Source organism: Psychrobacter sp. Ps7 (assembly GCF_022129225.1).
Classification (GTDB): Bacteria; Pseudomonadota; Gammaproteobacteria; order Pseudomonadales; family Moraxellaceae; genus Psychrobacter; species Psychrobacter immobilis_A.
In genome coordinates, this window is sequence record NZ_JADQAH010000005.1 from 110891 (window position 1) to 131767 (window position 20877).

Here is a 20877-nt window from a genome sequence, read left to right on the forward strand (position 1 = left end):
CCTTGCTATGTTTCAAATTGCTATGATTTTACTGTGTTTGTATATATGCATTGATATTTGCGCTAATCACGCCCAAGCTGACGGAAGCGTACAGCTGCCCGTCGCCAGTTAGCGGTCGGCATAGCAGCCGTTCCAGAGGAGTATGAACCAGCAGTTTTGATAGATTTGGTTACCATGGTCATCCCAGATAAAGTGACATCATCTGTAATCTCGATATGACCTGTGATACCGACCGCACCGCCAATAATACAGCGCTTGCCGATACTAGTGCTGCCCGCGATACCCGTTTGAGCCGCGATGGCTGTGCCATCATCGATACGCACGTTATGAGCAACTTGTACCAAATTATCAATAATAACGTGATTGCCAATGACCGTATCGTCAATGGCACCTCGGTCAATGCAAGTTTGACTACCAATTCGCACATGGTTGCCAATTACGACCCGTCCTAACTGAGCGATACGCTCCCAGCCAGTGGTACTAGGATCTTTGGTTGGTGCAAAACCAAAACCTTCTGCACCCACACTGACACCCGCGTGTAACCTCACATGATCACCAATGACACAATCATGCCCGATCACCACTTGTGATTTAATAACACCATCAGTACCAATAGTCGTATTTTCTTCGATCACCACATGCGCCGCAAGTGAGCTACGCGCACCAATTTGCACATAATCGGCAATCACACAAAAAGGTCCGATATTCACCTGCTCACCAATGACAGCACTATCAGCAATCACAGCGCTAGGATGAATACCACCAGACAGTGACTCACGAGCAAACAACTGACTAGCACCAGCATAAGCTAAGTATGGGCTTGCGACGACTAACGCTATCGCTGTGGCGGGCACTTGGTCGCGATATTCTGCAGTAACCAATACAGCTCCTGCCTCGCTAATAGCTAGACTAGAAATATAATGAGGATCGGCCAAAAAGCTTAACTGATTATGACCCGCCGTGGTCAAACTACCAATACTGCTGAATTTTTGACGTAACTGTTCAGCGCTGATTTCAGCCTTATTGGTAATGGGCTGACGCTGCTCAATCCGAGTGATAAGTTGCTCAATCGTTATCATAGTGACTATTAATATAAATATTATTATGAATAAGACAATCGCCAAGCTGAACAATCACCTTGGCGATCTACTAATATCTAACAGGTGCTGCGTTCATTTAAGTAACTGCTATGGTTAACGACATGAACGCAAACAATCATGCTACGTTAGAACGTATTACCAATCTGGAACTGAACTTTTTCAGTTTCATCGCCTTCTTTATCACCAATAGGTACAGCATAACTTAATGAAATTGGACCAATTGGCGTATACCAGGTTATACCTGCACCCGCACTAAAGCGCATACTATTGTCTTGTGTCAACAGTGGTACGCCCGTATCAGTACCGTCATTAGGATTGATAAAAGTACGATCTTCCTTATCAGTCGTATCAAATACTTGACCACCTTCAGCAAACAATACTGGACGCACTTGATCTGCCCAATCGCCCTTAAACGGCATTGGCAAAATTAGCTCACTACCGAAGCTGACTAGCGCATTACCACCGATATCTTCGTCTTTGTAACGCACATCATCATTTATGGCATCATAATACGTTTGTGATTTTGGCCCAAGGGTTGAGGCCTCATAACCACGTACAGAGCCATAGCCACCAGCATAAAAGTTTTCATAAAATGGCAAATCATTACCATAGCCAAGCTTAGTATAACCGCGTGCTACCCAGTCTTTGTAGAAGGGATAATAGATGTTGCCGCTATAAACAAGTTTTTGATAGTTGGTATCACCCAAGCCAATGGTGGCATCGACCGTATGGCTCATACCTTTGGTCGGGAACACTGGACGATCTAAGGTGCTATAGTCCCAGCCAAACAGTAGGTTATAAGTATTGTAGTCATTTTTGAAGCCTGTGCGTCCAGAAGCCTCATTTTCATTATTGACAAAATTCTCAAACGTACCGCCATCATCAATAATTTGCTGAACGTTTGATACACCCAAGAAGCGACCACCACGTACTGACGTATTATCAACGTTCAAGCCCGCACTAACGCGTTTGGTTTCATCAACAGGATAACTGTAGTTCAGCGTCGCACCATAAGAATCGGTGACATAGTTACTGACGTTTCTATCATCGTATTTCGTTTCACGATAATAAGCACTAAGACCTTGTGAGACGCCGTTTTCGGTAAAGTACGGATCGGTATAGCCCAAACTATAAGAATCACGGGTTTCTGAGCGCGATAGTGCCGCTTTCACACGGTTACCTGTACCCATAAAGTTGTTTTGTGTTAGATCTAACTGGAAAGTCACACCGCCGCTTTGTGAGTAACCCGCGGCAATCGTTGAGCTACCAGAAGGCTGCTCTTCAACCGTATAATTGATATCTACTTGGTCTGGTTGGTTCGGTACTGGTTTTACATCAACGTTGACAGCTTTAAAGAAGCCTGTACGCATCAGACGTGTCCGTGACAACTGGATTTTGTCACTAGTCGCCAATGCGCCTTCTAATTGACGCATTTCACGGCGCAGGACTTCATCTTGAGTTTTGATGTTACCAGTAAAATTAATACGACGAACGTAAATAGGACGTGCAGGGTCGATGAAATAATCGATATCCACTACTTTGGTCTCGTCATTGATACGTGGTACTGGTCTCACCTGCGCCAAATAATAGCCCTCATTACCGTAACGACTCTTAAGTGCCGCGGTGGTTTCATCGAGCTTGGCTTGCGAGTACTTTTCATTGGGTGCAAAAGTCACCAACTCTGTTAGTTCATTGTTCTCAAAAGTCGGCTTACCTAAGAAATTCACTTCGCCAAACTGATATTGTTCGCCTTCGCTTAGACTCACTTCGATAAACACACTGCTCTTATCTTCACTGATGTTGAGCACCGCATTATCTACTGCAAAACGTACATAACCATCGTTTTGGTAAAGCGCTTTTAGATTCTCTAAACTGGCAGCCAGCTTTTCTTTGGCATAACGATCAGACTTTGACAACAGACGTGTCCACGATGACTCTTTTACCGCAAAAACATCTTTGATTTCTTCATCACTAAAGTGTTTATTGCCAATGATATTGATATCAACCACTTTGGCAGGTTTGCCTTCGACAAAACGCACGTCGAGCTTGACGCGATTGCCATCAAGTAACGTTTGATCAACCTCGATATTGCTGTTGTAATAGCCTTGGCTGATATATTGCTGCTGTAGCTCATTGGCAACGCCTTGTAGCGTGGCTTGTTTCAGCACATTACCGGCAGACAGACCAGCATTGTCCAGCCCTTGCTCTAGCCCTTCTTTTGGAATGAGCTTATTGCCCTCAAAATTGACTTCAGCAATCGTTGGGCGCTCAACGACATCAAACCGTAGCTGTCCACCTTCGATACGGCTTTGAATATCAGCAAAATTTTCGGTCGCATAAAGCGCCTTAATACTGGCTGCTAAACTACTGTCATTTACCGTATCCCCTACCGAAATAGGTAGAACCGGATAGAGGCTATCGGGGGTTAAACGTTGCAAACCATTGAAACCGATGTCAGTGACTACAAATTCTGCAGCCTGTACTGGCATACTCATCATCGCTACAACTAACGGCAACCCTGCCGCGCTCATAAATAAAGGCGTACGCATAAACACTATCCGTCAATAAAAAACTTGCTTAAGTTAAGTTAAAAAGCCCATATTGTCTAGCGCATCTCGCATGAAATTTAAGCGCATACGCAGCAGACTCAGAACACTTTATATAAAATGCATCACAAAATAAACTAAAAATTACGATTAGTACAGAGGCCATGATACAAAGCATGCTACCTATCATGGTCATAATCATCCCATAATAGGCGTAAAACCATTAGTATCTCGTGCCTTATCGATTATATTAGCGATTCGCTGTTCAAAACAGCCGACTAATATCATTACCAATTGCTAACACCATGAAACCTGCCAGCAAGAGTAAGCCGATATTTAGTCCAATCATTTGCACCCCTTCCGAGAGTGGCTTACCGCGAATCAATTCAATAAGATAATACACAATATGACCGCCATCCAATACAGGAATGGGCAAAAGATTTAGTACAGCCAGACTCAAACTAATCAAAGCTGCCGTCGATAACACCATCTGCCAACTGATATCAAAACTCTGTTTGGCCACTTTGGCGATGGTAATCGGACCTGACAAATTATCCAAACCAATCATGCCTGATAGCATCTTACCCATTGAGCTGACGGTCATCACTGCGAGCTGTTCAGTTTTCTCAAATGATTTCACCAATGACTCACCGGGGCCATAGACTACGGTGGTCTTGTAAGCGTCAGGAATAACAATTTCGGACTGTGCCACCATAGCACCAATTTGCCCATAATCGTTACCCAAATTGTCTTTTTTGCCTTGCGGCATAATCTGAAGCTGTACGGATTTACCATCACGCAATACTGTGAAATTAAGCAAAGTTTCAGGACTGCCGCGGATGATACGAGTAGCACTGAGCCAATCTTTAATTGGTTGATCATTGATAGCAATAATGCGATCGCCTACTTTTAGTCCTTGGCGACTGGCGGCACCATCAGCGGTCAAATCACCTACTATCGGTGCAATATCTGGTTGCCATGGCAGCATGCCAAAGCTGGTCAACGCATCTTTACCTTGCGCGCTGCCTTGCATAAACTGAGTTACGGGCGCTTGATAAGTTTTGATTGCATTATCAGCTTGTGTCTCTGATTGCAGAGTAATACTGACATTATCTGTCTCGCCCATCCGTCCAGCAAGCCGATAGTTGATGCCTTCCCACGTTTGTACCTCATGCCCATCAATCGCAACGATTTTGTCGCCAACTGGCAACTGTGCCATAGCAGCAGGCGTATCAGGTAATACCTGCCCAATCTTCGTCGCCAGCTGCTCTGATGGTGTCATAAACAACACCCAAAACAGCGCAATAGCAATGATAAAGTTCATGATAGGACCGGCTGCAACAATCGCAATCTTTTTTAGCGGATGCTGACGATTAAACGCCAAATGTTGCTCAGCTTTTGCTACCTCACCTTCGCGCTCATCGAGCATTTTGACATAACCACCAAGTGGCAAAGCAGAAATACGATAATCAATACCGCTTTTTTTGCTCGTCCAACCAAAGAGTTTGGGACCAAACCCGATAGAATAGGTCAAGACTTTAACGCCGCAAAGACGAGCGACGATATAGTGTCCCCACTCATGTAAGGCAATAAGCGGACCTAAGACAAATATTGCCGCAAGGAGCGTTAATAAAAACGTCATGATCTTTTCTCAGTATGGTTTCTCAGCATTCTTTCTTAGCATCTTTTATTAACATCGTTTTTTAACGACGCAGTTGTTGAGACATTCACACCAACTTTGCCACAAGTTTTTCTGTAAGGTGACGTGCTATTTTATCAATTGCTAGTATATCTTCTATGTCAGCCGTTTCATTTAACGGTGGCAGCTGTATGTCATTCAAAGCCTGCTCGTTGATATCAGCAATATCCGTCAGGCGAATTTTTCCAGCCAAAAATGCCGCCACGGCAATTTCATTCGCTGCATTTAAGACAATCGTCGCTTGTGTCCCTGCTTGCATGGCCTCACGAGCCAAACGCAAACACGCAAATTTTTGCAAGTCAGGCTCAATAAACTCTAAACCACTAAGTGCAAATAAGTCTAACGGCTGCGAGCCACTATCAATACGATCAGGATAACTGAGCGCATGGGCAATCGGGGTTTTCATATCAGGGCTGCCAAGCTGCGCCAAAAAACTACCATCGCTATATTCTACCATTGAGTGAATGATACTTTGTGGATGAATCACCACATTTATCTTATTTTCAGGCAAATCAAACAAATGGCAGGCTTCAATCAACTCAAGCCCTTTATTCATCATCGTAGCTGAGTCGACGGATATCTTTTGACCCATTGACCAATTTGGATGTTTGACCGCTTCAGCGACGCTCGCTTGCTGCATCTGCGCAAACGATTTTTGCAAAAACGGCCCACCAGAGGCCGTTAACCATAGCTTACGCACGCCGTGGTTTGGCTGATGAATTTGGGTATTGTCCTGCTGAATAGCCAGTGGTAAACACTGAAAAATAGCGTTGTGCTCAGAGTCAAGCGGCAGCAAAGTAGCGTTATGCATTTTGACCGCAGTAATCATCACTTGCCCTGCCATCACCAGCGCTTCTTTATTGGCTAGTAAAATACGCTTACCTGCACGAGCAGCGGCTAAAGTAGAAGGCAGACCAGCGGCGCCTACGATCGCAGCGACAACGGTATCCGTCTGCGAATCAGTGGCAATATCAACCAGCCCTGCTTCGCCGCCTACCACATCGATGTCAAGACCTGCCGCACGGAGTCGCTGGGCAAAATCATCGACTGCGGCGGTCGGTACGCTAACGCGCTTTGGCAAAAACCGCTGGCAAAGTGCAAACAGTTTGTCTAAACGGTGATAGCCTGACAGAGCGTAGACCGTGTAAAGCTGTGGTTGCGCCGCTAATATTGCTAACGTGCTATCGCCAATCGAACCTGTCGCGCCTAGTACGGCGATGCGTTGCGTCATAACCATCGGTGCCTGTAAATAATACTCTAAAAAATTAAATAAGAAATCGACAAAACGTCTGATAAATAAGAGATAGATGATATCCAGTGTATTGACTAGTCACTCATCTCAACTACTATGATTAGGGCGTATCATCGTCTATGAATTATTTTTTCAGTCCTAAACCACTATCAAACCTAACTGCTGTATCGCCCAAAAACCAAGCGCAAATATCGGTGTGGCAGATAGCAGTGAGTCGATACGGTCAAGCACGCCGCCATGCCCCGGTAAAATCGTTCCTGAATCTTTGACATCAGCACGGCGCTTAAGCATCGACTCAAATAAATCGCCAAGTACCGAGGCTAAAATAGTCAAGGCTGATAATGCTACAAATGCGACTAACGGCACACCTGTCAATTGCAACTTAAATACACTGATGGCAATGACCACGAGCAGACCAGTGACCAAACCACCAGCCAGCCCTTCCATACTTTTATTGGGTGAGACGTTCGGTGCCATCTTTCGGCGACCAAGCTTACGCCCCACAAAATAAGCGCCACTATCTGCACACCAGACTAAGAGGAACACATAGAGTAACCACCATGCTGACAGTTGCCATAAATAAAACATCGCCGTAATCGATGCGGTCAATATCACCGCACCCATCAATGCCAGTTTCTTGCCATACCAATTGGTATGAGTCGGGAACACTCGCACCCAAGACAGCGCCATTAGCCATATAGCCAGTGAAGCCACCCACCAAAACAGCCATGTCACTTTAAACATGAGTGATACTAGGGTCAACACCAAAACCAATAGCACAAATAGTGCAGGGTGACGCCACTTGGGCATCAGCTTAGTCCATTCGTGAGCGGCAATAATGACGCCAATCGCTAACAGCGGTGCAAATAAAATAGGGGTTTGGCTCGCAAACATTGCAATACCAACGATAATAACGAGAACAACTGCCGTCTTAATTCGTTGCCACATACTTATTGAGCCTTATAATAATGAAAAACGCATGGTCAAAACGTGCATTATAGCAGCTAATCTACAATAGCCCACTAATAGCAGTTGACGCTTATTGACGCGGTTTATTATTTCACAAACAAGCAATATTAACTACTTATACGATAGCGGCTTTGTAAGAGCTTTTTCCTTTACAAAATAACAGGTAAATGCTTAACACCATTAACGACTTGCTTGCTCTATCACTATCTGCTCACTGGTTTTGCCAAAACGGCGCTGTCGCTGAGCGAACTCTTTTACCATTGCTGCCAACTCATCAGCTGCAAAATTCGGCCATAATGTCTGGGTAAAGAATAGCTCAGCATAGGCTGACTGCCACAATAAAAAGTTAGAAATTCGGTATTCACCGCCTGTGCGTATCAGCATATCTACTGCTGGTGCATCTGCTAATTGCACATAGTTACCGAGCAATTCTTTATTAATATCATCAGCACGTAACTGACCAGCCTCTACTTGCTGCGCCAGCTGTTTTGCCGCATGGGCAATATCCCATTGCCCACCATAACTGATAGCGATGACTAGAGTCATGGCTTTAAAGTCTGCTGTTTTTGCTTCAGCGTCCGCCATTAATGCTTGCAAATCATTACTCAGCTGACTGCGGTCACCAATAAAACGCAGACGAATACGATACTCATTCATGCGTGGTATTTGCTCATGAATGGTCGAGGTTAACAGTTGCATGAGTAGTGCCACCTCACTGGGCGGGCGTTGCCAATTCTCACTAGAAAATGCAAATACCGTTAATACTTCGATACCCGTATTAACGCAATACTCGACGATAGGATCGAGTGCATCTTTGCCAGCCACATGCCCTTGGCCTTTGCCCAAATCATTGGCTTTACCATAACGATTATTGCCATCCATGATGATAGCGATATGGCGTGGAAGAAGATCAGGAGCCAAAACGGCTGAAGTGGACATAGGCGAAAGTGCTTATTGTTAAGGTAAAATAATAATAACGGCTGCGATAACGATTAGAAAGCGTCATAACCATAATTCACAAACTTATCATAAACCCATCTATGGGCGTGATTTAGTTTGCAAGATAACGCTTAAAATACAGTTTACAAATCTGAGCAAGCCTATTACCGTATCCGATTGATATAATATTGACGCTATTACCGGTACCGTCTACACAATAATAAGCAGCCAATAGTACTGACAGATTGGCTGCTTATTATAAGGATATGATGTAACGGATTTTTTGTCTTACATGATCGAAAAACCAGTGCTTTACACGTCCATCAAGTCAGTTTCTTTTTTGCTCAAACGTTTATCGATGGTTTCGATATACTTGTCAGTGATTTTTTGAATGTCATCACTGGCACGGCGCTCGTCGTCTTCTGAGATCTCTTTTTCTTTGGCCAATTCTTTGATGTCATTCATCATATCACGGCGAATATTACGGATAGAAACACGGCTACTTTCTGCTTCTCCACGCGCAAGCTTTTGCATGTCGCGGCGTGTCTCTTCTGTCAATGCTGGCATCGGTACACGAATCACATCGGCGGTCACTGGGTTGAGACCCAAATCTGCTTCGCGAATGGCCTTGTCAATTGCTTGTACCATGGTACGCTCGAATGGCTGAACCATGAGCGTACGTGAGTCTTCAACGTTGACACTCGCCACTTGATTCAAAGGTGTAGGCGACCCGTAGTAGCTAACCATCACGCCTGACAACATACCTGGATGTGCGCGCCCTGTACGGACTTTGCTAAAAGTGCTCTCAAGCGCTTCCAGTGTTTTTTGCATACGCGCTTCGCCGTCTTGCTTAATCTCTTTGATCATTAGATATCCTTATTTATCGCTATCGATAAATCATTCATTTGTTAGTAAATATACGGTTGTTCACTATTAATTATTAGCGACTGTAGTTATTAACGACCAATCTAAGTTTAATGACTGGTATTCTCGTATTAATATTTAGAGCGTTCAGGCAAGTCAGTGATAAACGCGTGTGCCTTCATTTTCGCCCATGATGACATTTAATAACGCATTAGGCTTGGTCATATCAAACACTTGTAGCGGCACGTTGTGCTCACGGCACAAGGCAATGGCAGTTAAATCCATCACGCCAAGCTTTTGCTCTAATACTTCATCAAACGTTAAACCATCATATTTAACTGCATCGTCATGTAAGCTTGGGTCTTTGTCATAAACGCCATCTACTTTGGTGGCTTTTAGAATTAAGCCCGCTTCAATTTCAATACCACGTAAGCAAGCAGCAGTATCAGTGGTAAAGAAAGGGTTGCCCGTACCAGCAACAAAGATACATACTTCGCCATTTTTGAGATAGCGAATGGCATTGCGACTGCTATAGCTTTCGGTCACTTCACCAATTGGCAAGGCTGACATCAGGCGAGTTTTAATATTGCGGCGCTCAAGCGCATCACGCATCGCCAGACCGTTCATAACGGTTGCTAACATACCCATTTGATCACCAGTCACACGGCCGACTAAGCCTTCTTGTTGCAACTGCGCGCCGCGATATAAGTTACCGCCGCCGACCACGATACCGACTTGAACACCAAGACCACGCAAATGGGCGATAGACAAGCTCATCTTATCGAGCACTTCGCTATCAATTCCCATCTCTTTGCCACCAGCTAAGGCTTCACCAGAGAGTTTCAGCAAGATACGAGAGTAACGCGGGTTTTTGTCAGACATGAGGTCACCTTGTTAGCATTAAATTATAATTAAAATAAGCGGTAAAACACAAATAGAGTTTGCCTTCGAATTTACTCGAAGTGTCATCACCGAGGTACTATATAGGAAGCACCGCAACTGATGACAAACGGGTAAAAAGGCTAAATTGCGCTAATTGTAGCAAAAACTGCCCGCGATTGGGCAATTTTCACTCGTATATTGTAGTGACTAATCAGCTACTGTGACTAATCAGCCTTATAGCTAACTAGCCTTTGTAACTGGCAAACAAATCATACTCACTAGCGTCATCGATCGTGACGGTTAGGAACTGTCCGACTTTGACTTGCGCCGTGATATCATCAACGTAGACGTGACCATCAATCTCAGGCGCATCAGCGTAGCTACGGCAAATCGCAATGCCCTCTTCACTATCAATCTCATCGACTAATACCATTAGATTTTTACCGACTTTCTCTTGTAGTTTTTGTGCTGAGATATCCTGTTGTAGCTTCATCAAACGCTCATAGCGCTCTTGCTTAACGTCTTCAGGCACATGATTTGGCAAGTCATTGGCGACTGCACCTTCGACTTCTGAATAAGTAAAAGCACCAACGCGATCAAGGCGTGCCTCGACCAACCAATCAAGCAGGCATTGGAAATCTTCTTCCGTCTCACCAGGGAAGCCAACCACAAAGGTTGAACGAATAACAATATCAGGGCAAATCTCACGCCATGCTTTGATACGCGCCAAGGTATTTTCGCTGTGCGCTGGACGCTTCATCGCTTTGAGGATGCGATGGCTGGCATGCTGGAATGGAATATCAAGATAAGGCAGCAGTTTCTTCTCGCCCATTAGCTCAACGACTTTGTCAACATGCGGATATGGATAAACATAATGCAAGCGCACCCAAATACCCAAGTCATTTAATGCTTGGCATAAGTCATAAAATTTTGACTTCAGCGGCATACCATTCCAAAAACTGGTCTTATATTTCAAATCCAGTCCATAAGCAGAGGTATCTTGCGAAATAATAAGCAATTCTTTCACGCCAGCATTTTTCAGCGCCAGCGCTTCATTCATCACGCTATCAATCGGACGTGAAACCAAGTCTCCACGTAAGCTTGGAATAATGCAGAAAGTACAACGATGGTTACAGCCTTCCGATATTTTTAGATAAGCATAATGGCTTGGCGTCAATTTGATACCCGCTTCATTAATCAAATCTATCTTTGGATCATAACTAGCGTCATGACTGCGGTCAGGCTTGGGCACATGCAGCGAAACGGCTCTAATGACCTCATCATACGCATGCGCGCCCGTCACAGCTAGCACGGCTGGGTGCATTTCACGGATTTTGTCCGCTTCTTTACCCAAGCAACCTGTGACGATGACTTTACCGTTTTTGCTAATCGCTTCGCCGATGGCATCTAGCGACTCTTGTACCGCAGATTCAATAAAACCGCAAGTATTCACGACAACTAGATCTGCACCTTCGTAATCACTCGCCACTTGATAACCATCACGGCTAAGCTCAGTGATAATGCGCTCACTATCGACCAAGGCTTTTGGGCAACCTAGTGACACAAACCCAATCTTTGGCGCTGCACTAACTGGCATCGTAGCAGTCGCATTGGCAGTCGTTACATCACTACTTTGGGCTACACTACGGTTTTGATTGTGATTGGCTTTATGATGGTAAGGTTGGTTAGTATTTGCTTGACTAACATCTGCCTGATTGTCTTGTGCTATATTTGGTTTGGCAGGATTAAAAACAGTGGCAGTGTCTTTTAACATAGAATCTGTTGGCGTAGAAGTTGACGGTGAGGTAGTAACAGTCGTATTAACCGACTCGGTAGAAGTGTTGGGCATGGCTGACCTTGCTAGAGATAAATTGGCTGTGCGCATTGTACGTTTTTTTTGCAAAAATCGCCAGTTTTGCCGCTCTATAGTGTTGATTTATGGTTAAATATTATATCGCGTCTTCTTTTATTCTAGGCAATAGCCATGACAACCCATTTGACAACCGTAAAACTGACACCTGACTTAGCATTCATGTCACAGCATTTGTTCACCGCTATTTTATGGATCAATGATGACTTATCGATCACTTGGCTAAATGCCCAAGCCGAACAACTACTTGCTATTAGTAGTGGGCGCTTACTGGGTCAGTCTATATTGACCCTGCTTGCATCAGAAGCATTGAAATCAGCCGACAGCAATTATGACAGTAATAACCATGACAACAATATAACTGTCGACAAAAGTAGTGATGAAGATACTCATGAACAAACTTGTTCTTTGAAAGAACGATTTCAGCAAGCAAAGCAGTATCAACAACCCTTTATCGATCATGATCACCTTATCAGCACACCGCTAAATGGTAATTTATCATTCTCAGTTGATTATAGCGTGACCCCTGTCATTTATGAGCAGCAACCTTATTTTATTATTGAGATGTGGGGCAAGGATCGCCAAAGTCGCATATCAGAGGAGCAACGCCAACAGCAACAATATAATGTTGCCCGTCATATGCTGCGCTCGGTCGCTCATGAAATCAAAAATCCGCTTGCCGGTATTCGCGGGGCGGCGCAATTATTACAGCGGCAATTCATCAAATTCAGTGACACCTCACCTCTTAATAGTGCCTCTCCTGCTATTCTTGGCACAAACCCTATGGTAAACCCGAATAGCCATCTGCAAAAAACGGCTGAAAAACTGCGCAATTATACTGATATCATCATTTCAGAAACGGACCGTCTAACCCACCTTATTGGGAAATTCCTTGGCTCCAATCAATTACCAAATTGGCAAACGCTAAATATCCATGAGCCACTGGAGCATGTTTTATCTTTGGTCGTCAATCAATATCCGCAAGTGACGCTACAGCGCGATTATGATTTGTCATTGCCTGAGTTATGCGCTGATAAAGACCAGCTAATACAGGTGTTTTTAAATCTGATTAATAATGCCTGTGAATCGATGACTGAGTTTGAGCAAACGCTGCAGCAAAGAGAGTTGTCCGAGCCTAAGGCGCAACAACCTGCCACCTCACAAACGAGCAATAACGACAGCACCAGTTATAAGCCAACGCTGCACATTCAAACCCGCATTGCCTTTCAACATACCATTGCTGGGCAACAGCATAAGCAAGTGCTACAAATCAATATTGCAGATAACGGTTCAGGCATTGATCCTGCATTGATCGGACAGATATTTTTCCCAATGGTGACCAGCCGTGCCGCAGGGACGGGGCTAGGATTGTCTATCGTGCAAGATATCATCAGTCATCACCATGGTATGATTGACGTGAGCTCCCAACAATCAAAAAACCTTAACGACAGTGTCAAAAATAATCATAACCATCAACACACCAGTTTTACGCTGTATTTGCCTTTCAATCAGCCAGCGCACCATGCTTAAAACAGCCAGCACCCAAGGCTTAGAAACCATGACCTAACCTATGAAACAATCACCCTGAATTACTTGCTTATTAGGCCTGATAAATGACTGCATATAATGACCACGCCACATCTAACAGCGACAATCAAGGCTCTGCCCAAACATCAGACAATCAAGAATCTAGTAACCGAGAGTCTGATAAACGAGAACCTGATAATCAAGCTACAAAAGTAACGGTCAATAATGCGCCCGATGCTAACCCTGCAACGTTATGGCTCATCGATGACGATGCAGCCCTGCGTTTGGTATTGGCAGATACTTTTGAAGACGCAGGCTTAAACGTTATTAGCTTTACCCAAGCGCAAGCGGCGTGGACACGCCTCAACGATATTTTGCAACAGCAGGAATCAGCCGCTCAGTTGCCCGATGTGATATTGACCGATATTCGTATGTCCATGATGGATGGTTTGTCTTTTAGTGATTGGGTACATGAGCATTTCCCTAAGCTGCCCATTGTCATTATGACGGCGCATTCCGACCTCACCTCTGCTATTAATAGCTATCAAACAGGTGCTTTTGAATATCTGCCAAAACCTTTTGACTTAGATGATGCAGTCGTCACGATTTATAAAGCCATTAATTATCAGCCCAATATGCTGGCAGCGGCGGCAGCAAACTCAACAGCTACACCTACTCCGAAGACAATTACCAAAAATCCATCAAATACTTTACCCAATATGCAGGTAAAACCCAATACCCGATCCAAGCTTGCTAGCAAGGCTACTCTGATCAGCCAAACCAATAAAACATCCAGCCCTAAAATTAAAGTTAAACCTGTTATCAGTGCTAATGACAATCCGAGCGGCATCATTGGGCAATCACAAGCGATGCAGACGGTGTTTCGTGCCATTGGCAGACTGGCACACTCACCCATTACTGTCCTGATTACTGGTGAATCAGGCACGGGCAAAGAATTGGTCGCCAGTGCGTTGCACCAGCACTCACCGCGTCACCAGCAGCCTTTTATTGCCCTAAATATGGCCGCCATTCCACATGATTTGATTGAATCTGAATTATTCGGTCACGAAAAAGGAGCGTTTACTGGTGCGACGACGACGCGACAAGGGCGTTTTGAGCAAGCGGATGGTGGGACATTGTTTCTAGATGAAATTGGCGATATGCCTTATAGCACCCAAACTCGGCTGCTACGAGTACTGGCCAATGGTGAGTTTTTTCGCGTCGGTGGACAGCAGCCGGTCAAAGTGAATGTACGCATCATTGCCGCTACTCATCAAAACTTAGAAGAACTGGTCAAACAAGGCAAATTCCGTGAAGATCTGTTTTATCGCCTCAATGTAATTCGCTTGCCGTTGCCGCCATTACGGACACGACCTGAAGACATTCCAGCATTAGCCCATTACTTTATGCAGCGGGCTGCTGAACAGATGAACAGTGCAGAGAAACAGTTACATCCGACAGCACTACATATCATGCAGGCTTTTGAGTGGCGCGGCAATGTCCGCCAACTTGAGAATGTTTGCCTTTGGTTGACCGTAATGGCCACAGGCGACACCGTGATGGTGGATGATTTGCCACCAGAGCTGCTTGAAAATATCTCGTCTGATTTAGAAGAATATCAAGAGCAAAGTCAGCCTTCACAAGCTATGACTCACAATGACCAAATACGCCCTCATTCCCACAGTTCAAGTTGGCAACAAGCATTGGCTGCTTGGGCTGAGCAATCGCTACAAACAGGAGAAACCGATATCTTGCAGACGGCAACTCCTGAGTTTGAACGCGTTTTATTGACGGCGGCGCTCAACCATAGTGGTGGCAAAAAGATCGCTGCTGCTAATTTACTCGGTTGGGGGCGCAATACCCTGACACGTAAATTACAGCAATTAGATATTTCTTTAGCAGAAGGACAAAACAATCGTTATTAAAGGCGCAAATTTATAAAATTAAACACCATTAATATCAATAACTTATAAAAATAAGTGAAAATAAATGATAAATATTTAAAAATAAATGCAAATAGGGGTTGCCAAACGTTTCAAACTCTATATAATAGCCAACCACTGAGACGCACTACCGAATCAGTTAACTGTCTATATTGTGTTTGAGTTTAAACGCTAATAATGATAGAGTAACGGAAAATGGGGCTGTGGCGGAATTGGTAGACGCACCAGATTTAGGTTCTGGCGCCGCAAGGTGTGAGAGTTCGAGTCTCTCCAGCCCCACCATTTTCGGATAGTACATCTTAGACCAAATATCAAAGCCTGCTTTCTAGCAGGTTTTTTTGTGTCTGTATTTTGTCGGAAAACAAACACTCACTTCAAATCTCCTTCGCTTTTCTTTAATACCACATTAGTATTTTGAAATACAAACCCACACCTATCTAATAATTACAATAAAACAATATTTATAATTAATTAGTAATACTAACGACTAATTGTTTACATTATTTAACTTTTTGTTTACATTACCTTTGACAGGCTTAGGTATGAGATATTCTATAAACATCATACTTAAATAATAGAGTTAAGTTTATTGATAGTCCAAAAGGAAAGATAATGAAAACTATAGTTGCCTTGTTGGCTGCCCTATCATTGGTTGGTTGTGTTTCAGCATCTGAGCATGCTGCCCAAGTCCAAAACAATGGAAACATCTCTGTAGGGGTTGTTCAAAAACAGATTAAAGTTGGAATGAGTGGTGCAGATGTGTTGCAGGCGCTTGGCTCACCAAATATGGTTTCTACTGACGACAAAAGAAGAGAAGTTTGGGTTTACGATAAGGTAGCAACAGATACCGTGCAGTCATCAAGTACAGGCTGGGTATTTGCTGTTTTAGCTGGTGGCCAGACTAGCTCAGGAGCATCGTCTAGATCACAAAGAACGCTGACTATCATAATAAAATTTGATGAGCAAAACTTGGTAAGAGACTTTGCATACCATTCCTCAAAATTCTAAAGGCCAGCTAAATGAAAAAACTGAAATATATATTTGTTGCTTGTGCCTTAGGAATAACAGGCTGTGCAACCACTCCACCAGAAAACTTATTTCAAGTAGCAGAGACTTCATTACAAGATCGACAAATGCAATCGAGATTTTTTGAAACAAGCAACGAGGTAGAGCTTCTTTCGGCTGGGGTAGCTGTGTTACAAGACATGGGATATTCAATAGATGAAACAGAGACAAAATCAGGTGTTGTGACCGCATCTAAAACTGTAGATGCTACTAACAATGCGCAGATAGCGGGTGCTGTATTACTAGCGGTACTTGGTGGCGGAAACATGTCGATTGATAGCCAGCAACAGATAAAAGTTAGTTTCGTAACATTACCGTCTAAAAACAATAAAAATGGTTATTTAGCTAGAGCTACTTTTCAACGCATTGTGACGAATACACAAGGACAGGCAACCAAAGCCGAAACAATGAAAACAGAAGAGCTATATGCTGAATTCTTTAACAAACTATCTAAATCAGTATTCTTAGAGGCTCAAAAAATATGAATACATTAAAAATAGCTTTATTCGCAGCTTGTCTAACTTTGATTACTGGTTGCGCTACAACTCATGATGCCAGAATTTTAGGCGCTGACAATCAAGTAGAATTACGTAGTATGCAAACTAGATCTTTTGATACTAGTGATAAAACTGTAGTTGTTAGAAATGTCATATCAACGTTACAGGATTTGAGCTTTGTAATTGATAAGGCTGATACCGACCTTGGTACTGTTTCAGCGACGAGATTGTATAATGGCAACAAGGTTAGAATGACTGTAACCGCGAGACCGTCTTCTTCTAGCAAGTCTGTAATCGTTAGAGCTAACGCTCAGTACAACCTAAAGCCAATTGAGAATCCTAAAATATATCAAGATTTCTTCTCATCTTTATCGAAGTCGCTTTTCTTATCAGATAATGCTGTAGAGTAAAACATAATATCCTAACCATTAAAAATAAAAAACTCACTAAATAGTGGGTTTTTTATTTAACTTCTTCCACATAAAACTGTACTCTTAGTAAATTCGTAATTGCTCTAAACTCTTCAACACCTCTTCCATACTCTTATACCGCCTCTCTACTCGTTTCGCTAATGCCCTATTAATAATTCCTTGATAGCTCTGATACTCTAGCGGCAAGGTTGGAATAGGTTGTTGGCAATGCTGAATCGCCCATGCTTTTAATTTGTCATTACTGTTAGCACTTATCTGAAACGGTCGCTTGCCTGTTAGTATTTCAACCATCATGATGCCAAACGCATAGATATCACTTTGCACTGTCGCACTCTGACTTTGCCAGCGTTCAGGGGCAAGATACGCAGGTGTACCAGCAGGAATTGCCAAAATTGGGGCGTTAAGACATTCTGCTAAGGCAAAGTCGGTTAACAATAAATTAGCCTTGATACAGCTATCATCCGCATGATTTGGCAAAAAATCATCTAGCAAAATATTACTGGGCTTAATATCATTGTGTAGCCAGCCAGCGCTATGTAGAGTGGCGATAAGGTGCGCAGATTGCACCATAAAATGATGCTTTCGTTGAGAATTTAATGACGAATGATTTTGAACATTAAGCTGAGTTGCTAAGCTACCACTGGGATAATATGGCATGGTAAGTATCGTAAGCTGCGAAAACTGATCTAGTACCTGTACCCTTAGAGTTTCATAAGCGAGCATTGGCGGAGCAATAGCAAAAAGACTGTCTTGAAATCTATTTTGATTGGCTGATAAATTATTGATAGATTTTAGAACACGGATTTCATGGGTTAAGCCCGCCAAACTTTGATTGGTAGCAGCCGTTAACTGCCATTTAATCATCACTCGACCAAATTGTGGATGCTGGGCACGCGTCAAGCCTTGAAAGTCATTCTCGTTATTCTGAGCTTGCTGGCTGATGCGCTGATGCGAAATCTCGCTATAATTCAAGCTTAAGAATAACGCAGTCAATGTTGGCAACATTTGCTGCGCTTGCATTTGTAATGCTTGTTTTGCACACGCTTTTGCATTAGAGGAATTACTGGCACTATTTTTCATGGTAAAGTGAAGCCTTTATACGTCTAGTATGCCAAATGTCATTTTAATTTTTATGAGCGACTGAGTATTATGCCCCAATCCACTAAGCCTGTTACGAATTACGCCCTACCTGACCATTTATTAGATTTACTCGGACAGTATCTACAAGAGCAAGTCACGCCCACTATCGAGATTGACCCTGCACAGCTCGCCTATCGCTGGGTCGGTGGTCATAATGGACATTTGGAGCCATTGGCAGTGAACTTATTTTTGAGTTTAGACGACTTGCACGGTATCGATACCCAAAAGGCAAAACTGGTACAAAACACACGGCAATTTCTAAAGGGCTATCCTGCCAATCATGTCTTGATGACAGGGACACGTGGTGCTGGCAAATCATCGCTGATTCGGGCATTGCTACAAGCCTATCATAGTGAGGGACTGCGCATTATTGAAATTGCCCGTGATGACCTGCGCGTGCTTGATAAGATACGCGCCGCCATTAATGCACTGCCGACCGAGTGTGGTTGTCACTATGTGGTGTACTGTGATGACTTGGCGTTTAACGGTCAAGATGAAAGTTATCGGACATTAAAAAGCGTATTGGACGGCTCGCTAGATTCGGAGCAAGACAAGTTATTGGTTTATGCGACCAGTAATCGCCGTCATCTATTGCCTCAGCTAATGAAAGACAATGTCAATATTTATAATGGTCAAACCGATGAGGTCAATCCTTATGAAACCATTGATGAGACGGTATCGCTGTCTGATCGCTTTGGGCTTTGGTTGTCCTTTCATCCAATGGATCAAAATACTTATTTGCACATTGTGTACCATTATTTATCACTTTCGCCAAACCGCCATCTAGATAGTGCGAATGACGTTAAAGAAAGTAATAATGAAGAAAAAAATAAGACGCTACCTGATAACATCAGAGCAGCAGCGCTACGTTGGGCATCAGAGCGCGGTGGACGTTCAGGACGAGTGGCGTATCAGTTTAGCCGCCACTGGATAGGACAGACACGATTAACAGCTGAAGACAATCCATCGTAAAGCTTCATTAAAAGTTATTTTTATGATGACGCTCAGTACTTAACGACCGCATGCAGAACCCAAATATTGTACGCGGTTATTTTCTTTAATACCTGCCACATCAACCGCACCATCGACCATGTATTGGTCAAAATCTGCGGCTAGCCATAGATTACCTTTGTAAACGCTCTCAGCATCTAGACGAATGTATGCCATATTTGGCGTTTTGCTATTAGGATTCTCAAAACCCTGATAGCGCGCGCTGAAATGCGTCAACATTAGATTATTTACGCCACTTTTTTCCACAAAATCAGCCACCGATTGCGCACTACTATGCATTGGATCAAACTCTGGATTTTTGCCTTGAATTTTAGTCAACACCTCATGCGTATATGTTGCTTCATGCACTAATAAATCCGTATCAACCAACGCCGCAGTGAGACACGCTGGCGTATCGTTATCACCAGCCACCACTACTCGCGTTCGTGACAGGTCATCATTGACATAATCACCTGCACATAATTGCTGCCCCTCTTCAGTGATGACATCGTGACCTTGCTGCAATTTACCCCATAGTGCGCTTGCAGGAATACCTTGCGCTAGCAGTTTATCCGTATCAAGCGTGCGATGATGGATAGTCTGCGTGATACCAAATGCATGAGAAGCAACCCGATGTGACAGCGCCGTGATATCAATATCAAGCTGATGTTGGTCGCTTAAGCGAATATTTACCTTGTTTGTATCACTTTGCTCAGACAGTACCTCTTCAATCGCTATAAAATTAAGAGCAAAGGGTAAATACAATTCCGTGGTTAAGGTAATGGCTTCGAGCAATGTCGCGATGGCTTTTGGAGCAATAAGGGTCAATGGCTCATGGCGTCCTGACATCGCGGCACTCGCCAACAGTCCTGGCAGACCATAACAATGATCGCCATGCACATGGGTAATACAGATAGCAACTAGTTGATGCAAAGAAAGCTTGGTATGCAATAGCTGCTGCTGCGTGCCTTCACCGCAATCTATCAGTAGCCATGGACGCGATTTTTTATTTTGATTGGCATTCTGTTGACGACTGCCTTGCTGTGACCCAGACAAATAAGGATTCAAGCATTCAATCGCCAGTGCGGTCACATTACGCTGCTTGGTTGGCACACCAGCAGAGGTACCCAAAAAAGTCAGCTTCAACATAGATTGCCTCTCTT

The 20877-nt window shown here is 43.6% G+C and carries 17 protein-coding genes and 1 tRNA gene; 7 read left to right on the forward strand and 11 right to left on the reverse strand.

Features of this window, described 5'->3' with window-relative positions; all coding sequences use genetic code 11:
- Nucleotides 1-62: 62 nt before the first annotated feature.
- From lpxD to rimO, 9 genes are all read right to left on the reverse strand, one after another.
- Nucleotides 63-1079: a UDP-3-O-(3-hydroxymyristoyl)glucosamine N-acyltransferase gene (lpxD, locus tag I3257_RS03450; protein WP_238048826.1), complete on the reverse strand. Its 1017-nt coding sequence runs from the start codon at nucleotides 1077-1079 to the stop codon at nucleotides 63-65.
- A 146-nt stretch (nucleotides 1080-1225) separates the two neighbouring features.
- Nucleotides 1226-3649, reverse strand: a complete 2424-nt coding sequence (bamA, locus tag I3257_RS03455; protein WP_238048827.1) for an outer membrane protein assembly factor BamA — start codon at nucleotides 3647-3649, stop codon at nucleotides 1226-1228.
- 262 nt (nucleotides 3650-3911) lie between these two features.
- Entirely contained in the window at nucleotides 3912-5288 is a 1377-nt protein-coding gene (gene rseP, locus I3257_RS03460; protein WP_238048828.1) for an RIP metalloprotease RseP, read from the reverse strand.
- A gap of 85 nt (nucleotides 5289-5373) precedes the next feature.
- A complete protein-coding gene (gene ispC, locus I3257_RS03465) occupies nucleotides 5374-6582 on the reverse strand; it encodes a 1-deoxy-D-xylulose-5-phosphate reductoisomerase (RefSeq protein WP_238048829.1) in 1209 nt (402 codons plus the stop codon).
- Nucleotides 6583-6735: 153 nt separating this feature from the next.
- Nucleotides 6736-7545, reverse strand: a complete 810-nt coding sequence (locus I3257_RS03470; protein WP_045451791.1) for a phosphatidate cytidylyltransferase — start codon at nucleotides 7543-7545, stop codon at nucleotides 6736-6738.
- A gap of 201 nt (nucleotides 7546-7746) precedes the next feature.
- Complete coding sequence (gene uppS, locus I3257_RS03475) at nucleotides 7747-8505, reverse strand: polyprenyl diphosphate synthase (RefSeq protein WP_238048830.1); 759 nt, start codon at nucleotides 8503-8505, stop codon at nucleotides 7747-7749.
- Between the two features lie 312 nt (nucleotides 8506-8817).
- Nucleotides 8818-9372: a ribosome recycling factor gene (gene frr / locus I3257_RS03480; protein ID WP_045444983.1), complete on the reverse strand. Its 555-nt coding sequence runs from the start codon at nucleotides 9370-9372 to the stop codon at nucleotides 8818-8820.
- A 153-nt stretch (nucleotides 9373-9525) separates the two neighbouring features.
- Complete coding sequence (gene pyrH / locus I3257_RS03485; RefSeq protein ID WP_045444979.1) at nucleotides 9526-10251, reverse strand: UMP kinase; 726 nt, start codon at nucleotides 10249-10251, stop codon at nucleotides 9526-9528.
- 244 nt (nucleotides 10252-10495) lie between these two features.
- Nucleotides 10496-12100, reverse strand: a complete 1605-nt coding sequence (gene rimO, locus I3257_RS03490) for a 30S ribosomal protein S12 methylthiotransferase RimO (RefSeq protein WP_238048831.1) — start codon at nucleotides 12098-12100, stop codon at nucleotides 10496-10498.
- Between the two features lie 135 nt (nucleotides 12101-12235).
- Between rimO and I3257_RS03495 the strand changes: the two genes are divergently transcribed.
- The 6 genes from I3257_RS03495 to I3257_RS03520 all read left to right on the forward strand — a co-directional run bounded on the left by I3257_RS03495 (nucleotide 12236) and on the right by I3257_RS03520 (nucleotide 17563).
- Nucleotides 12236-13651 (forward strand): ATP-binding protein, encoded by a 1416-nt coding sequence (locus I3257_RS03495; protein WP_238048832.1) that lies wholly within the window; start codon nucleotides 12236-12238, stop codon nucleotides 13649-13651.
- A gap of 83 nt (nucleotides 13652-13734) precedes the next feature.
- Complete coding sequence (locus I3257_RS03500; protein ID WP_238048833.1) at nucleotides 13735-15573, forward strand: sigma 54-interacting transcriptional regulator; 1839 nt, start codon at nucleotides 13735-13737, stop codon at nucleotides 15571-15573.
- Nucleotides 15574-15788: 215 nt separating this feature from the next.
- A tRNA-Leu gene (locus I3257_RS03505) sits at nucleotides 15789-15873 on the forward strand.
- Between the two features lie 330 nt (nucleotides 15874-16203).
- Entirely contained in the window at nucleotides 16204-16599 is a 396-nt protein-coding gene (locus I3257_RS03510; protein ID WP_201539591.1) for an outer membrane protein assembly factor BamE, read from the forward strand.
- Between the two features lie 11 nt (nucleotides 16600-16610).
- The gene (locus I3257_RS03515) at nucleotides 16611-17141 is read left to right on the forward strand and encodes a hypothetical protein (RefSeq protein WP_238048834.1); all 531 of its coding nucleotides are present in this window, start codon (nucleotides 16611-16613) and stop codon (nucleotides 17139-17141) included.
- Complete coding sequence (locus I3257_RS03520; RefSeq protein WP_060490678.1) at nucleotides 17138-17563, forward strand: hypothetical protein; 426 nt, start codon at nucleotides 17138-17140, stop codon at nucleotides 17561-17563. Before I3257_RS03515 ends, I3257_RS03520 begins: the two co-directional genes overlap by 4 nt.
- 84 nt (nucleotides 17564-17647) lie before the next feature.
- Here I3257_RS03520 and I3257_RS03525 read toward each other — a convergent pair whose 3' ends face one another.
- Nucleotides 17648-18664 (reverse strand): serine/threonine-protein kinase, encoded by a 1017-nt coding sequence (locus I3257_RS03525; RefSeq protein ID WP_238048835.1) that lies wholly within the window; start codon nucleotides 18662-18664, stop codon nucleotides 17648-17650.
- Nucleotides 18665-18733: 69 nt separating this feature from the next.
- Here I3257_RS03525 and I3257_RS03530 point away from each other — a divergent pair, with 69 nt between their 5' ends.
- Nucleotides 18734-19696, forward strand: coding sequence for an ATP-binding protein (locus tag I3257_RS03530; RefSeq protein WP_238048836.1), 963 nt, complete (start codon nucleotides 18734-18736; stop codon nucleotides 19694-19696).
- Between the two features lie 39 nt (nucleotides 19697-19735).
- On the opposite strand, the gene I3257_RS03535 is transcribed toward I3257_RS03530, so the two are convergent.
- Nucleotides 19736-20877 (reverse strand): ribonuclease Z (locus I3257_RS03535; protein WP_346014807.1); only part of this gene is annotated, 1142 nt, incomplete at its 5' end.

Coding starts and splice junctions, on each gene's coding strand:
- lpxD (WP_238048826.1), bottom strand. CDS start 1,079: ATGATAACGATTGAGCAACTTATCACTCGGATTGAGCAGCGTCAGCCC.
- bamA (WP_238048827.1), bottom strand. CDS start 3,649: ATGCGTACGCCTTTATTTATGAGCGCGGCAGGGTTGCCGTTAGTTGTA.
- rseP (WP_238048828.1), bottom strand. CDS start 5,288: ATGACGTTTTTATTAACGCTCCTTGCGGCAATATTTGTCTTAGGTCCG.
- ispC (WP_238048829.1), bottom strand. CDS start 6,582: ATGGTTATGACGCAACGCATCGCCGTACTAGGCGCGACAGGTTCGATT.
- I3257_RS03470 (WP_045451791.1), bottom strand. CDS start 7,545: ATGTGGCAACGAATTAAGACGGCAGTTGTTCTCGTTATTATCGTTGGT.
- uppS (WP_238048830.1), bottom strand. CDS start 8,505: ATGTCCACTTCAGCCGTTTTGGCTCCTGATCTTCTTCCACGCCATATC.
- frr (WP_045444983.1), bottom strand. CDS start 9,372: ATGATCAAAGAGATTAAGCAAGACGGCGAAGCGCGTATGCAAAAAACA.
- pyrH (WP_045444979.1), bottom strand. CDS start 10,251: ATGTCTGACAAAAACCCGCGTTACTCTCGTATCTTGCTGAAACTCTCT.
- rimO (WP_238048831.1), bottom strand. CDS start 12,100: ATGCCCAACACTTCTACCGAGTCGGTTAATACGACTGTTACTACCTCA.
- I3257_RS03495 (WP_238048832.1), top strand. CDS start 12,236: ATGACAACCCATTTGACAACCGTAAAACTGACACCTGACTTAGCATTC.
- I3257_RS03500 (WP_238048833.1), top strand. CDS start 13,735: ATGACTGCATATAATGACCACGCCACATCTAACAGCGACAATCAAGGC.
- I3257_RS03510 (WP_201539591.1), top strand. CDS start 16,204: ATGAAAACTATAGTTGCCTTGTTGGCTGCCCTATCATTGGTTGGTTGT.
- I3257_RS03515 (WP_238048834.1), top strand. CDS start 16,611: ATGAAAAAACTGAAATATATATTTGTTGCTTGTGCCTTAGGAATAACA.
- I3257_RS03520 (WP_060490678.1), top strand. CDS start 17,138: ATGAATACATTAAAAATAGCTTTATTCGCAGCTTGTCTAACTTTGATT.
- I3257_RS03525 (WP_238048835.1), bottom strand. CDS start 18,664: ATGAAAAATAGTGCCAGTAATTCCTCTAATGCAAAAGCGTGTGCAAAA.
- I3257_RS03530 (WP_238048836.1), top strand. CDS start 18,734: ATGCCCCAATCCACTAAGCCTGTTACGAATTACGCCCTACCTGACCAT.